The organism is Limosilactobacillus viscerum, assembly GCF_947387525.1.
In the GTDB taxonomy this organism is placed as follows: Bacteria; Bacillota; Bacilli; order Lactobacillales; family Lactobacillaceae; genus Limosilactobacillus; species Limosilactobacillus viscerum.
The window spans coordinates 64014-79209 of the sequence record NZ_CANDNW010000002.1; the positions used below are offsets into that span (position 1 = coordinate 64014).

Sequence of the window (15196 nt, forward strand, 5' to 3'; positions counted from 1 at the left end):
CAAATGAGGTCCAGAATTTGGTTTTGACAACCGGACTCTGGACCTCATTTTGTTTTACATATTTGCAATTTAAAATAGCCACTTACTCATGATAATCATAAAGATTAAGAGGCAGACGGAACTGATGATCGCTGCGCCAAAGACCGCACCGCCGCGTTTAAAGATTACCTTGAAGTTTACTGATAATCCCAGTGCAGCCATTGCCATCCCTAAGAAAATATATGCGGCTTGGACAAGGACGTCCAGCGCACCCTTTGAAAATGGCAAGAAAGTACCAAGAATACTGGTTAAAATGAAACCACCTAAGAACCAAGGAATTGGCAGCTTCTTAGGCGTAGGAATTTCGCCTTCTTCACTTTCCTTGACTAGCCGGTGTTGGTACCAGTAACCAACAATTAAGGCAACTGGTGCTAACAAGAGTACCCGGGAAAGCTTCATAATTAAGGCATTGTCTAGACTGGCTTCACCAAAGGCACCACCGGCAGCAACCGCGTGGGCAATTTCATGAAGTGAACCACCAGCAACGATCCCAAACTGCGGATCGGTGAGGTGCAGAATAGGTTTTAACCCAATTTCCAATAGGGTAAAGACAGTCCCCATCACGCAGACAACTGCTACGGCCAGAACTTCATTTTCCCGTTTCCGTTCTTCATTGTCCGTTTCAATCTGTGGTGAAACACCCATTACGGCAGCGGCACCACAAATACTACAACCGCAGGCAGTAAGAATCGCCAATTCGTCCTCGGCACCAAACTTCCGACTTAACCAGTAAGTTAAGAAGATGGTTAAGGTAACTGCACAGGCAGCTACAAGGATGGTTTTAACGCCGGCAGCAGCAAGCTTAGCAAGGTCAAGCCGGAAACCAAGTAAGATGATCCCTAACCGTAAAAATTTGTTGGAGATAAAACCGATCCCAGTGCTAGCTTCATTCCGTAGCCCCGCGGGGGTTAACTGCATTGTAATCCCTAATAAGAGGGCGATAACTAATGCACCAATTAAGTTAACATAGGGGAGCTTGGCAAGCAGTACCCCGGCGACAGAACAAATTAAAGTCATAATGGTCGCCAACCAGAATGACTTTTTAGCAAAGATTTGCATTCTAAAATGAGTCCTCCCAATTTTTTCTCTTGTTCCACTTTACCAAACTGAGGGTGATAAACAAGAGGCAAATAGCATGGCAGCGCTTTATCATTCGTTTGTTTTGTCAGCAATAGTTTAAAAGAGTAGAATAACTTTAGCTTATGAAAAGGAAGTGTAAATTTTATGAGTGAACAAGGTAACCACGTACGACGGTTACTCAAAACGCGGCACTTGGAGATGATTGCCCTTGGTGGTTCAATTGGGACAGGGTTATTCATTGCCAGTGGTTCTGCTATTCACACCGCCGGGCCTGGTGGTGCGATTGTCGGTTACACGATTATGGGAATTATGGTTTACTTCCTCATGACCAGCCTTGGTGAGATGGCAACCTTCCTACCAGTAAGTGGATCATTTGCCACTTACTGTACCCGTTTTGTTGATCCTGCCCTTGGTTTTTCAATGGGATGGATCTACTGGTTTAACTGGGCATTAACCGTGGCGGTCGACAGTACGACGGCAGGAATTGTGATGAATTTCTGGTTCCCGCACGTACCGAGCTGGATCTTTAGTTTAGTCGTTTTAATTTATATTATTACGGTGAACGCTCTGGCCGTTAGTGCCTTTGGTGAAGCCGAATACTGGCTAGCAATTATTAAAGTTTTGACCGTGGTCCTATTCTTGATTGTCGGTCTGTTCGTGATTGTTGGGATTATGGGTGGTCAAGCAGTTGGCTTCCATAACTTAACGTATAAGGAAGCACCATTTGTTGGTGGCGCACCAACTGTTTTGAGCGTCTTCCTAGTTGCTGGTTTCTCTTTCCAGGGAACTGAACTGGTGGGAATCACTGCCGGTGAATCGGCAACTCCATCGAAGAGTATTCCCAAGGCCATTCACTCGACCTTCTGGCGGATCCTGCTCTTCTACATTTTAGCGATCTTTGTTATTGCATGTATCCTGCCATATACTAGTAAAAACTTATTGGGCTCATCAGTTAAGGATATTACCATTAGTCCATTTACCTTGGTCTTCCGGCGTGCCGGACTAGCTTTTGCGGCTAGTGCGATGAATGCAGTTATCCTGACAGCCGTTATTTCTGCGGCTAATTCAGGAATGTATGCTTCAACCCGGATGATTTATTCAATGGCTCATGAAGGACAAGCCTGGAAAATCTTTGGGGTTACTGATAAGCGCGGAATCCCGATTTATGGTCTGATGGCTTCAACACTGGTGGCATCCCTGACCTTTTTGACCGGGATCTTTGGCCCAAGTATTTATGAGTTCCTGATTGACTCTAGCGGGTTAGCTGGTTTCCTAACCTGGATGGGGATGGCCGTTGCGCACCTCCGTTTCCGGCGAGCATACAAGGCACAGGGGTACGATGTCCAAGATTTACGTTACCGGGCATCCTTCTTCCCTTTTGGCCCGCTCCTGGCCGTCGTCCTATGTGCGGTTGTTGTTATTGGTCAAAACCCAACAGCACTGCTACATGGTCAATGGCAGCAAATTATTTTGACCTACCTTAGTGTGCCACTGCTATTAGTTCTGTGGCTCTACTATCGCTTGCGTTACCACACCCATTTGATTCCACTAAAGAAGGTTAACTTGCATGGTGGAAAACTGAAGGGTGACAAGGAGATCTAATGGAAATTAAAAATGTTCCCTTGGTGGAACCATATTCATCAGTTGATATTTATCATAGTAATTCGGATGTCCCGCTGCCAGGGGTAGTAATTGTCCCGGGTGGTAGCTATAACCGGATTATGGAGCGTGATTCTGAACGGGTGGCAATAACAATGGCAACACACGCCTTCCAAGCTTTCGTTGTTCGTTATCCGGTAGTTGAGCATAAAGATTACCAGGCGGCTAAACGGGCAATGTCCCAGGCATTTGACTACTTGCTTGCGCACGCTAAGGAACTAGACCTTGACCCAACACGGTTAGGGGTACTTGGCTTTTCAGCTGGTGGCCAGTTGGCGGCAGCATACAGTAACCAGGCGGAAACTAAGGCAAAGTTTGTGGGCCTCGGTTACCCGGTTATCCAGCCGACGATTGATCAGCGGATGGGGGTAACAACGGAAAACGTTTCCCAGTTGGTAACGCCACAAACACCACCGACCTTTATTTGGGGCTCAATTAAGGATGAACTAACTCCTTATTTAGAACATGTTGCAGTTTATGCACAAGCATTAGCTGAAAATGGTGTTCCGTTTGAACTCCACGAATTTAGTACCGGTGGTCACGGAATTGCCTTAGCAAACAAGTATACGGGAATTGTAAACCGTGACCGGGTTGATGCCCACATGGCAAAATGGTTTCCACTATTTTTAGATTGGTTTAAGCAATTGTAATTAAAAGGAAACGAGACAGAAGTCGGCTTGATTTCTGTCTCGTCCCCTTTTTAAATAAACAAGGCCTTGGAAGAGATTTTCCAGCTGATTATTTCCTGGGAAATATTTTAACTTGGACCTGCTGTTGGGCAACGGTATCAATGAAGTGCTTGTCATGTTCGACAAACAGCAGGGGCGGTTGGTAATCCTTAATTAGCTGGATTAATTGTTGTTGGTTATAGGTATCAAGATAATTCAATGGCTCATCCCAGATATAGAGTTGTGCAGGGGTAGCCAGTGACCGGGCAAGCTCAACCTTCTTTTGCTGGCCCATGCTCATTTGCTCAATTGGGACGTTAAACGTTGACCGTTCCATTCCTAACTTCCGTAAAATATTGAGAAGGAGGTCGTAAGCAATGTGCTGTTCGCTGGAAAATTCCTTTAATAATCCATGGTTAGTAGTGTAATCTTGGCGAACATAGCTAACTTTGATTCCATTTGCTAGGGTAATTTTTCCAGAATATTCGCCTGCAAAGTTATTGCGGATTGCATGAATGAGACTTGACTTGCCGGCACCATTGGGACCAACTAGTGCTACTTGGTCATGAGCGGTGACTTTGAAGCTTAGAGGTTCAAAAAGCTGCTCACCGTTAATCGTTAGTATAACCTGGTCAACAGTTAATAGTGTTTGATGATGACTAGCTACCAAGTTAAGCGGTAAGCGATCCACCTCCTCCACTTCTTTTAATAGTCCTTCACGATTGGTAATTGCCTGACTCAGGCGATTAGTAGTAGAAACCGTCTTTTTCATCATTTTAGCGGCTTTAGCACCAATAAAACCCTTGTCAGCGTGGGAGTTGTTTTTCTTTTCTCCCTCAGCACGTTGGGCCCACTGCTGTCGCTGCTGACGGGTCTTTTTCAGTGCCTTAATTTCCGACTTAAGCTGCTGGTTGGTGGCTAGTGCCTCCTTATCACGCCGCCGCTTTTGCTGGAAGTAGGTTGAATAATTACCGTGACTGAGGACTAGCTGGTAGCGTTCGATTACGAGAGTGTGGTTAATTACCTGGTCAAGGAAGTCTTGGTCGTGGCTGGTAATAATAAAACCGCGCTGTTTACTAGTAAGATAGTCCGCAACTTGCTGCCGGCCAAGCTGGTCGAGGTGGTTAGTTGGTTCATCGAGTAGTAAGAAGAGACCATCCTGGGCAAAGAGGGTGGCTAGCTGGACCTTTGTTTGTTCACCGCCACTCAGTGTTTCGTACGGTTGCCACATTAATGCCGGGTCAACGCCCATTAGATTTAGTTCCCGTTCAATCTGCCACTGTTCTAGTGCCGGATCATTAACGGTTGCTAATAGGGCTTCACCTGCGAAGGCAGTTGGCTCACTAATGGCTAAGGGAAAGTAGCCGAAATTTAGTTTGCTGGTGACGGTACCAGTGTATTTAACCTTTCCACGGAGGATCTTCATCAGGGTAGTTTTACCTCGCCCGTTTCTCCCGAGTAGGCCTAGTTTCCAGTCGCTATTTAAATCCAAGTTACAGTCGGTGAATAATTGTTCTTGGCCAGGATATGCAAAGTTAAGGTTACGAATCGTAATTGGTTCCATTTAATAATCACGTTCCTTTCAAAGAGGCACGCAAAAAGGCCCACCCCGAGTAGGACAGGCCTTTAAAAGAGCGGCACTAAGCCACTAATTAATGGTACCAATAATTGAAATAATAATTCTACTCGAGGAGCCAATTCGCGCATGGTGCTGAATTAGCTGCGTTAACTTGTGTAGAATTAAAACTTCAATGGTTGATCCCTCCGCTTAATTGATATTGTCAGCTTAACAGGCCGACAATTATTTGTCAATTACTTGTTAAGTTCACCATCGGCAATCTTGTCTAATAATGGACGAGATGGGATGAAGAAGAGTTGACCAGATAAAATGTCAGAGAAGGTAAGCAGGTAGTCACCATTCTTTAACATGTTTTCCAGCATCAACTTGGTTACTTTCCAATACCGGGAGTAGCCAATGAAGTAGGTCCCAGTAATGCCGGAAGCAGGGTCAGAGTAAGGAACATTCATCCGTACAATCTTTTGCTCCACGCCATCAATCTTGGCTTGTGAAGCAACGTTGTGGGCATTCTTGAACTTTTCACCATCAGGCAATTCAAGGTCAGAGAACTTCTTCCGCCCAACGGCCTTTTCCTGGGTTTCAGTGGTTAGCTTATCCCAAATATCCATGTGGTGACGCCATTTTTGTGCAAAGGCGTAGGAACCATTTTCAAAGAATGGGTCTTCGTCACCGACAATTGCGTAATCGGCAGCATCTTCTACTTGTGGTGCTTCGGTTCCATCGATAAAGCCGATAATGGCCCGTCCTTCAAAGTAACGGAAGCCCTTGGTTTCATCAACAACCGTGGTGTAGTCCTTTAAGAAGAGCATGCATTGGCTAATCAGTTCGTATACAACCGCTTCGTCATTAGCACGAATGTGAAGGAATAAGTCACCCTTTGTGGCAGGCATGGTGTACTTGTCACTGGACAGTGTTTCGTAAGGTTCTAGTTCCTTTGGCTTTGGTGCGTCAGGGAAAAGGTAATCCCAGGCAGCACTGCTAAAGCCAAGGGATGCCTTTAAGTTACCCTTGTTATCCCGGATCCGTAGAGACCGCACAATTGCTTGGTAGCGGTCAACGAATTCTTGGATAACTTCTTGCTCTTTAGCTTGGTCCTTACGGTTAAGCTCTAAAACAGTAAATTGAACGTGCTCACCGGCATCTTTCCAGACATCTTGAGCTTTATTTGGATTCATAGGCATTGGAAAAGTCTCCCTTCAAATTATTCCCAATTACAGTATTATTATAGCATTTTCAGCCAGGGGTGCCGATAAATTTTAGTTGGCCCTAAAAAGGTTTTAGTTTACTTTCTGGCGGGTTTTGTCATATCATATAGGCATTATAAATTTACAAAAGGATCCAAACAAATAATGAACATGAATAATTCTGTCGTATTTAAAATGCACCAACTTGAGATTAATCCAGACACGCATGACCAATATCTCAATGCTAGTCGTGGCGACATGATTACTGCGGTGGCAATTGAAGATGGCACTTTTGGGATGTATGCTTCCCACCAGCCAGATGACCTGACGAAAAATTATATTTTTGAAGTCTTTAACGATGAGGCGGCTTACCAGGAACACCGGAAGTCTGGTCAATACCAGCAATTCCACCAGGAAATGGACGGGGTAGTTGTCAGTGATAAAGAAACTGACCTTGAACCCCAGTTCATGGGCCACCAAGATGTTGCATTAAACATCAGTACGCCAAATGATTTGTGGGTTAACATCGTTAATATTTCCGTTAAAAAGGACCACCTTGGTGACTTTAAGCGGGTTGTTGCCAAGCAATTGCAAAATGCTATTGATGGCGACACTGGTATTTTAGCGATCTATGCGGGAACCAAAAAAGGCCAACCCAGTGAGTGGGTAATTTATGAAGTCTTCCAATCAGAGGAAAACTACCGTAAGCACCTTGCTAACCCAGACCACCAAGACTATGTCAATACAACTAAGGACTGGGTTGCTAATAAAGATGTGGCACAGACCATCGGTGATATTTTAGTTAACCAGGGAAATAATTAAATTTTAAGACCTATGCCAGATTTTAACGGTGTGGGTCTTTTTTATTGCCCATATTTTGACCGAGGGTAACAAAAAAGGTGCTAACGCATAATTTGTTAACACCTTTTTTAATGTTGTGCATACGGCCCTCTAAAAGGCCGCTCCGCACTTTTTTAGTAGACGTGCTACGCGGCCGAGGGCTAGAGTCTAACAGAAAAAAGACGCCAACGCATCCGCGTTACCGCCTTTTTCCACGTTAGCCAACCGCCTCCTTAAAGGCCGCTCCGCACTTTTTTAGTAGACGTGCTGCGCGACCGAGGGCTAGAGTCTAACAGAAAAAAGACGCCAACGCATCCGCGTTACCGCCTTTTTCCATGTTAGTCTTACGCCCTCTTTAAAGGCCGCTCCGCACTTTTATTTTTGTTCCATCACCTTTTCACCGTTTGCGGTAACAGTGAAGGTCTTGTTTGCTGCGTCTGCTTCCAGTACTGCGACGTTTGCGCCGTCCTTGTCCTTCCGCGTGATCTTGATCGTGGTTTCGCTTGGCGTTTCAACGTCAATTGAACCATCTAAGTCAAAGGCAGCAAACTTGTTCCGCCATGATAATAACTTCAGTAGGTTAGCAACAACTGGCCGTTGTACTTCCTTTGCTACTTCTTCCTTACTGTAGTAGTGACGGTTGATGTTCCGGCCTTCCTTGGTCTTTTCCAGCAATTCAAGGTCGTTTGAACCTGCCAACAGCCCAACATAGTAAACCATTGGAATACCAGGAGCAAAGATTTGGAATGCCCGAGCCAGCAAGTATGACTTGTCATTGTCACCTAATGCTGAGTAGTAAGTAGAGTTAATTTGGTAAATGTCCAGGTTGTGGTATTCAGCACTGGAGTACTTCCGCTTAACGTTAGCACCAACCTTGTATAATTCGTTTGATGCGTACTTGATTTCATCATCAGTCAAGATGTCCTTAGCGTCAACAACACCAATTCCATCGTGAGTATCAAGCGTGGTGAATTGCTTCATTGGGCTAATCTTTAACCAGTGGGCCAAGCGGTTGGTCTTACCAGAGTACAAGGTGTACAGGGTCGTCATTGGCAGGGTGAAGTCGTAAATGAAGAAGTTGTGTTGAGAAATCTTTTGTGGAATCGTGTAGTGTTCGTGGATTTCAGGCAGGATGATAGCCTTGTATGGTGCCAGAATGTCTTGAACCTTGTTTAAGAGGTCCCAGATTTCTGGTTCAACGAAGAAGTCATTCGTACCAACCTTCTTAACAGCATATGCAAAGGCATCCAGACGGATCATGTCGGCACCGTGCTTAACCATGTCGATCAGAGTTTCCTTGAAGAATTCGTTAGCTACCTTGCTCTTAACGTTGATGTCGATTTGTTCTTCACCAAACGTGTTCCAGAGGTGTTCCTTCGTACCATCATCAAAGTCAATTTCTTGTTCAGGAGCCTTATCCTTCCGCTTGTAAATCAGGTCGATGTCCTTTTGGGTTGGACGGTCCTTACCAGCCTTTTCCCAGAACTTTTCCCAACGGATGAAGAAGTCGTTGTACTTAGAGTCATCATGCTTCTTCTTGAAGTCTTGGTACATTACTGACTTCTTGGAAATGTGGTTGATCATGAAGTCAAACATCAGGTAGTAGTCTTCACCTAATGCTTCAACGTCGTCCCAGTTACCAAAAGCTGAGTCAACAACGTCGTAACGGTATGGTGCAAAACCACGGTCACCAGTTGATGGGAAGAATGGCAGCAAGTGAACACCACCAATTGCGTCGCCAATGTAGTTCTTTAATACTTCATGAGTTTCCTTAATGTTTTTACCCATTGAGTCAGAATAGGTGATTAACATTGCTTTGTTTTGAATTGGCATAAGATAAAACCTCCAATAAATTAGTTAGCTTTTTGAGCATTGTGACGGGTAGCAAAGAAAATAACTAATGCGATGACGATTAAAGCGACACCGTAAACGGGGAATGGTGCAGCTAAGCCCATTCCGCTGGTTGGTTGACCCAGCAAGTGGTTAGTCCATTCTGCAATCGTTGGAGAGAAGAATGAACCAAAGTTAAAACCAATCAGGCAAAGTGAAGTAACGAGCGGTTGCCGGTTTGCTGGAGCAAGATCTGGCAACAGGTTGAAAATCAACGGAGAAACAAGTTGCAGTGGGAAACCAATTAAGAGTAGCCCGATGACCATCATCACAAAGTTATGACCAGCAAAGCCAAACAAGAAGTTAGATAAGGCCATCAGTCCTAGGCCAAGATAGACGGTCCCAAAGCCGAGGCGTTTTTGAATGGCACCATAGAAAATACCACCAAGTGTGGCCCCAATCAGCATCAACGATAAGAACATGGATGAACCAGTGTAATGGCTACCGTTGATGGCAACAGATAAGCCAGGGAAACGATTTTCCATCCCCACATAGTCTACAACTAATAGGAAGGCAAAGAGTACCAATAAGTACACAACTGGACTAATCTTGGTAATTTTTTCACCCTTCTCTTCGCCAAGTTCATCACCCAGGTCGTCTTCGTCAACATTATCATCCTGAACCTTACTGTCATCGGGAACCCGGACAGCGAAGAAGAAGAGAACAACAAATGCCAGCAAGTAAACGGCAAACGAGCCATGCCAGCCGAGAAAGCTGAGCAGCAGTCCCGCAACAGTTAAGGTGCAGGCTTGACCGATTTGTTCGGCTGCGGCACGCCAACCAAGCATTTGTGCCCGGACACCGCCTTCGTACCAGACGGAAATCATTGAAATAGCTTGTGAGTTGTATAAACCATAACCAGCACCCAAAACTAGTCGGGAAATTAAGATGGTTGTGTAATTGCTGACAAACATTGGAATGATCCCAGCCAGGCCGACAATTGTTACCCCGGCCATGATGATTTTCTTATCCGAAATGTGGAACCATTCCTGGATTAGTGGTGAGAGAACCACGAAGATCATGACAGCAAATGACGGGGTGGTAACCAGGTACTCAGATTGCGTCTGGCTAATATTCAGGCGGCCTTTAATTGAGGGAGGGAACCCTGAATGGCATAAGCACTGGTAACCATAAATGAAACAGAGAGGAACGCAAGCTTAGTAACGATTGAATTCTTATTATTCATAAGTTTCGGTATCACTTTCTAAATAGTTTTGCTAAACGTTTAATATTTATCTGTGACCATAATATACATCCTTCACGATTTATTGTCAAACGTTTATCAAAACTTTTTGGAATTGCTTTCATCCCCGCGAGATCAAATTAAAATGAAAAATACGATGAAAGCTTGTCAGGACAATGGTTACGGTTCCATCACAAAGCCTTGTGTAGTGGTGATCAATTGAGATAAAAATAAAGAAGGGGAGACAGAAGTCGGTTACGACTTCGTTTTTCGACGCGAAGCTAGCCTCTGGGAGCCCCCGCGAGCACAAATAGAGGTCTAGAATTCGTCTTTGACGGGCTCTAGACCTCATTTGTGTACCGCGCTGTTCGATTTTTATCTATATAAAAGGACTTATGTCACGGCCCCAAAGAAATTAGTATTGTTGGTTGTATTCATAAACCAGTTCAGGTTCATCGCCGGTCCGTTGGTACTTGTTTAGGGCATTAATCTTTTCCATTTCGGCGGATGAAAGTTTAAAGTCATAGATGTCGGCATTTTGCGCAATCCGTGCTTCGTGGACGGACTTAGGGATGAATGATACGCCGCATTGGAGGTGCCAACGTAGAATAACCTGGGCAGTTGACTTTCCATGAGCAGCGGCAATTTCTTTCAAAACATCTTCACCAAGAACGGCTCCCCGGCCAAGTGGACTCCATGCTTGGGTAATAATATGGTGTTCCTGGTTGAACTTGAGCAGTGGCTTTTGGGTGAGCAGTGGGTGTAATTCAACCTGGTCCACTACCGGCATTTCATTTGCCTGCGTTGCAAGGTATTGCAGGTGGATCATTTCAAAGTTGCTGACCCCGATTGACTTGGTGAGCCCTTCCTTCTTCATGTCTTCAAAGGCCTGCCAGGTTTCAAAGAAGGACCGTTCAATTGGCCAGTGGACAAGTAACAGGTCAACATAGTCCATCTGGAGCTTCTTTAATGACTCCTTAACTGAAGCAATTGCTTTGTCATATCCCTGATTTTCTTCAGCCACCTTAGTAGTAACAAAAATTTGGTCTCGTGGAATATCAAGTTGCTTAAACGCTGTACCGACTGCGTCTTCATTACCATATAGTTGTGCAGTATCAAAAAGCCGGTAGCCATCATTGTAGGCGTTTTGAATAGCGTCATTCATTGTCTGCTGGCCATCAACTTTGTAAAGGCCAAAACCTTCTTGCGGCATTTGGTTCCCATCAGCAAGGGTTAAGTAGTTATCCTTAATTGACATTACGGTACCTCCTATTAATCTATACGGCTATTTTAGCACGTTCTTACTTATAGTAATAGAAAACAAAAGGGAGCAGGATAGAAGTCGTAGTCGGCTCTTATCCTACTCCACATCCATTAAAGTTATTGCATTAAGCTTTTTGTAACCCGCGCAAGCTGTTCGATCGTCTGCTGCCCTGTCTGCATGGTTGAATTCTTGTCGGTATAAATGGCAATCGTATAGTCGGTCCCGTTGCTATTTTTAACGTAACCAATACTATTGACCATCCACTTTGAGCTACCGTAATCGAGCCACCCATTCTTGATCGCGAAGTGGTTGCTGTCGGCAGAAATCCCCCAGCTTTGGTCCGCATCAACATTACTCATCAGGCCGCCAATTAAATTTTGGTCCTGACTAGAAAGCAGTTTCGACTTGTAGAAAATATTGTTCAGCAATTTAACCTGATCCCGCGGGGTAGTGGTTGACAGTCCCCAATTTTTGCGGGCAACAGAGTCAGACATTCCGAACTCATCAAAGGCCTTCTGAAGACCCTGCTGTTTACCTAAGTCATTAAATAGTAGTGTTGTAGAGGTGTTATCACTTTGTTCAATCATCGCCTTTGCTAAATCATATTGGTGACTAGTAAGGCCGTTGGGTTGCTTAACCAGTAATCCCGCTAAAATAGTAACTTTAACGGTACTTGCTGTATGAAATTTGTGGCCGGGAGCATTTGTTGCTGAATAAATATGGCGGGTCCGTGGGGAGTAAACCGCAATGGCAACATTGTCATTAGAGGTATAGATAACCTTATTCCACGCCCCCCTTAGTCTGCTACCAAGGGAACCATAACGGTGGATTCCCCAGATGGCAAGAACTATAAGAATAATTATGATCCAGATAGTGCGCTTACGCCGTTTTGACCTAGGCTTCATTCTGAAACTCTCCTTTAATTAAAAATGCACGTAAGTACAATAATACAATGAATACTGAAAAAATAAAGCGGTTAGGCCGAAACTTAACCAAGCCTTTGAATTCTAAATTTGTTAACAAATCGTTATGTTCAAACGCTGCTTTTTCCGCTATGATAGTTGGGTATAACAAAAGGAGTAATTAACTGAAAGAGTATGAAAAAAGTAAAGAGCTTCATTATTAAATGTTTACTGTTAATACTTAGTTTGAATATGAGCTTGCTTGGTCTGGGGGGACTAGTTAAGGCTGATAGCAATTCTTTCTACCAAATGAAGGCACGTTCAGCGTACGCAATTGATGCTGACAGTGGCCAGGTTTTATATGAAAAGAATGCGAAGAAGACTTACCCAATTGCCTCGGTTACCAAAATCGTTACCCTAGCGGTGATTGAACAAGATATTCGTGACCACAAGCTTAGCTGGAACCAAAAGATTACAATTAGCCCGGACGTTGCTCAGATGGCCAATGATCCTCGCTGCTCTAACGTTCAGTTAAATGCTGGCGAAAAGTATACCGTCAAGCAATTAGTAGACTCAATGATGCTAGTTTCAGCGGATGGCAGTACCGAAGCCTTGGCATTAGCTGATGCCGGCAGTACCGCTGCTTTTAATAAGAAAATGCAACAGTTAGTAAGAAAAGCCGGGGTAACTGACGCCAAAATTTACAACATGGTTGGGCTACCCAATAGCTTCATGGGCGTTCACTCGTTGAAGGGTGTTGATAAGGATGCCGAAAACCTCTTTTCCGCCCGTGACCTCGCTTTAATTTCAAAGTACGTGATTGCCAAGTACCCAGAAACCTTAAAGATTACTTCGACCAAGTTTGCCGACTTTGATGTCAGCAAGAACCAGAAGGAGCACATGGTCAACATCAATTCACTGTTGCCACAAAATGGTGCCGCCCCAAAGGATTGGAATGTTGACGGCCTTAAGACAGGGAACACCGATGAGGCGGGCAAGTGCATCGTTTCAACTGGTACTTACAATGGTCGCCGGGTAATCGTTGTTGCACTGCATACTAAGGGCGACTGGAACGACCAGTCGAAGATGCAAAAGGAGTTCTATGAGGCACTCTCAAATGGTTACCAGGTGGTTCCATTAACTAGTATCAAGGCATTGCCGAAGAATTTACGGACATACCACGTTGTTCATGCCAAAAAGCAGCATTCAACTGGCGTCAAGCTGACCGCACCGACAGCAGTCTGGTTGCCGAAGAACACCAACTGGCAGCAGGCAAAGCCTAGTTTCCAGCTTGACCACCAACACAAGTCAATGACCGGACAGCTGGAAGCACCGCTTAAGAAGGGTGAAAAGGTAGGCTGGATCAATATCCACCCGGCAGGAATGCCAACGATGAAAATTCCAGTTCAGTCAACAAAGACCATTCAAAAGACATTGTTCTAACCTAATAAAATTAAGTCTTGTGTCATCATCCTAATGACTGTTAGTGATGACACAAGACTTTTTTAATTTTAATAGTAAATCCACTTTAAACAACCATTCCATGGTGCTATTATTAAAATTAAATTAGAAATTAATTAGAATTTTAATAAAGAGGCGGACGCAATATGGTTAATTTTTTGCTGGAACTCCTGATAATGGTGCTCCTGATTGTGTATGGGCTTCATATTGGTCGAGCGCTCGGTGGCTCTGTTCTTGCCATCCTCGGTGTCTTGATCATGGCATTTGTTTTTAAAGTTCAACCGGGGCAAATCCCAGTTAACGCGGTCCTCATTATTTTGTCAATCGCGGTTGCTGGTGGTGTCCTGGAGGTAACTGGGGGCCTGGAATACTTGGTTTATCTGGCTGAACGTCTAATTCGTCGCTGGCCCCACCTGGTTACCTTTCTTTCACCGTTGATTATTTTTATCTTTGTTTTTGGGATTGGTACCAGTAATATTACCCTTTCACTTGAACCAGTGATTGCTGAGACCGCCAATGAAGCTAAAATTCGTCCACAACGGCCGTTAGTTGCAAGTATTCATGCTGCGCAGTTTGCTCTTCTTTGTAGTCCAGCAGCTGCTTCGACCGCATTTATCATTACCCTATTAGGTGCACACGGCGTCACTCTTCACCACTACTTATCAATTGTTTTACCAACTGCAATTATCAGTATTCTTGTATTGAGTGTTGTTATGACGCTATGGCACTTTAAGAGCAGTGATGCCGAGTTTATGAGTAAGGTTGATAAGAATGCTAAGTCCATTACGGAAAAGCAGGCAAGTGATTTTTCAACAGTCACCAAGCTCTCGGTTGTAATTTTCCTGCTCGGTATTCTCTCCATCCTCTTACTCGGGATCTTTCCCCAAATAGGGCCGAGTTTTGACGTAAAGGGCAAGACCGTTCGACTGACAATGGATGAAATTGTCATCCTCTTCATGTTCGCTTCTGCATCGCTAAATTTGATTATCTCAAAGATTGACTACCATCAAGTTTTCTTAAGTAAGATCGCCCGGTCAGCCTTTGGTGCGGCCCTAATCGTAATGGGTCCCGGCTGGCTCGGTGGAACCCTGTTCTCTAACCCGCAAAATATCAAGTTAGTGAAGGGGCTGGTTGGCAACCTTGCTACCACTGCCAACTGGATTATTGTGCCAGTGATCATGCTGGTCGCAATGCTGTGTATTTCTCAGGCAGCCACTTCGGCAATTATTTTCCCTGTGGCCCTCAGCTTAGGAATTTCACCACTGTTCTTGGTTGCGGTTGTTCAGGCAGTTAACTTCAACTTTGGGATTCCGGCAATTCCTACAATTCTCTTTGCAGAAGAAATTGATAAAACCGGGAGCACGAAGCGGTATAGTTTCTTAATTCCAGGACTGATTGCGATGGTAACGTCGTTTATTGTCGGTTCCCTGTTTGCACGGATTTAGTA

General features: G+C 44.5%; 11 protein-coding genes and 1 pseudogene. 5 read left to right on the forward strand and 7 right to left on the reverse strand.

Going from position 1 to position 15196, the window contains the following annotated elements; all coding sequences use genetic code 11:
- Positions 1 to 69: 69 nt before the first annotated feature.
- On the reverse strand, positions 70 to 1098 hold the full coding sequence (locus QOS07_RS01040; RefSeq protein ID WP_283587162.1) for a YeiH family protein: 1029 nt from the start codon (positions 1096 to 1098) through the stop codon (positions 70 to 72).
- Between the two features lie 165 nt (positions 1099 to 1263).
- Here QOS07_RS01040 and QOS07_RS01045 point away from each other — a divergent pair, with 165 nt between their 5' ends.
- Both QOS07_RS01045 and QOS07_RS01050 read left to right on the forward strand, forming a co-directional pair.
- Positions 1264 to 2721, forward strand: coding sequence for an amino acid permease (locus tag QOS07_RS01045; RefSeq protein WP_283587163.1), 1458 nt, complete (start codon positions 1264 to 1266; stop codon positions 2719 to 2721).
- Positions 2721 to 3428 carry an alpha/beta hydrolase gene (locus QOS07_RS01050; protein WP_079375927.1) on the forward strand — a complete coding sequence of 236 codons (708 nt, stop codon included), beginning with the start codon at positions 2721 to 2723 and terminating at the stop codon, positions 3426 to 3428. Before QOS07_RS01045 ends, QOS07_RS01050 begins: the two co-directional genes overlap by 1 nt.
- Positions 3429 to 3516: 88 nt before the next feature.
- Here the strand turns inward: QOS07_RS01050 and abc-f are convergent, their stop codons facing one another.
- On the reverse strand, positions 3517 to 5010 hold the full coding sequence (abc-f, locus tag QOS07_RS01055; protein ID WP_283587164.1) for a ribosomal protection-like ABC-F family protein: 1494 nt from the start codon (positions 5008 to 5010) through the stop codon (positions 3517 to 3519).
- A gap of 248 nt (positions 5011 to 5258) precedes the next feature.
- Positions 5259 to 6206, reverse strand: a complete 948-nt coding sequence (locus QOS07_RS01060) for a Dyp-type peroxidase (protein ID WP_283587165.1) — start codon at positions 6204 to 6206, stop codon at positions 5259 to 5261.
- Between the two features lie 168 nt (positions 6207 to 6374).
- On the opposite strand from QOS07_RS01060, the gene QOS07_RS01065 reads away from it, so the two are divergent.
- Positions 6375 to 7031, forward strand: a complete 657-nt coding sequence (locus QOS07_RS01065) for a putative quinol monooxygenase (RefSeq protein ID WP_283587166.1) — start codon at positions 6375 to 6377, stop codon at positions 7029 to 7031.
- Positions 7032 to 7424: 393 nt separating this feature from the next.
- Here the strand turns inward: QOS07_RS01065 and gtfA are convergent, their stop codons facing one another.
- The 4 genes and pseudogenes from gtfA to QOS07_RS01085 form a co-directional block, all read right to left on the reverse strand.
- Positions 7425 to 8882, reverse strand: coding sequence for a sucrose phosphorylase (gene gtfA / locus QOS07_RS01070; protein WP_283587167.1), 1458 nt, complete (start codon positions 8880 to 8882; stop codon positions 7425 to 7427).
- Positions 8883 to 8902: 20 nt separating this feature from the next.
- Positions 8903 to 10125: pseudogene (locus tag QOS07_RS01075) on the reverse strand (MFS transporter).
- Positions 10126 to 10537: 412 nt separating this feature from the next.
- On the reverse strand, positions 10538 to 11380 hold the full coding sequence (locus QOS07_RS01080; protein WP_283587168.1) for an aldo/keto reductase: 843 nt from the start codon (positions 11378 to 11380) through the stop codon (positions 10538 to 10540).
- A 122-nt stretch (positions 11381 to 11502) separates the two neighbouring features.
- A complete protein-coding gene (locus QOS07_RS01085; protein ID WP_283587169.1) occupies positions 11503 to 12291 on the reverse strand; it encodes a serine hydrolase in 789 nt (262 codons plus the stop codon).
- Between the two features lie 192 nt (positions 12292 to 12483).
- Here QOS07_RS01085 and QOS07_RS01090 point away from each other — a divergent pair, with 192 nt between their 5' ends.
- Together QOS07_RS01090 and QOS07_RS01095 are read left to right on the forward strand one after the other, a co-directional pair.
- Positions 12484 to 13731, forward strand: coding sequence for a D-alanyl-D-alanine carboxypeptidase family protein (locus QOS07_RS01090; protein WP_283587170.1), 1248 nt, complete (start codon positions 12484 to 12486; stop codon positions 13729 to 13731).
- A 164-nt stretch (positions 13732 to 13895) separates the two neighbouring features.
- Positions 13896 to 15194 carry an anaerobic C4-dicarboxylate transporter family protein gene (locus tag QOS07_RS01095; RefSeq protein WP_283587171.1) on the forward strand — a complete coding sequence of 433 codons (1299 nt, stop codon included), beginning with the start codon at positions 13896 to 13898 and terminating at the stop codon, positions 15192 to 15194.
- Positions 15195 to 15196: the final 2 nt, after the last annotated feature.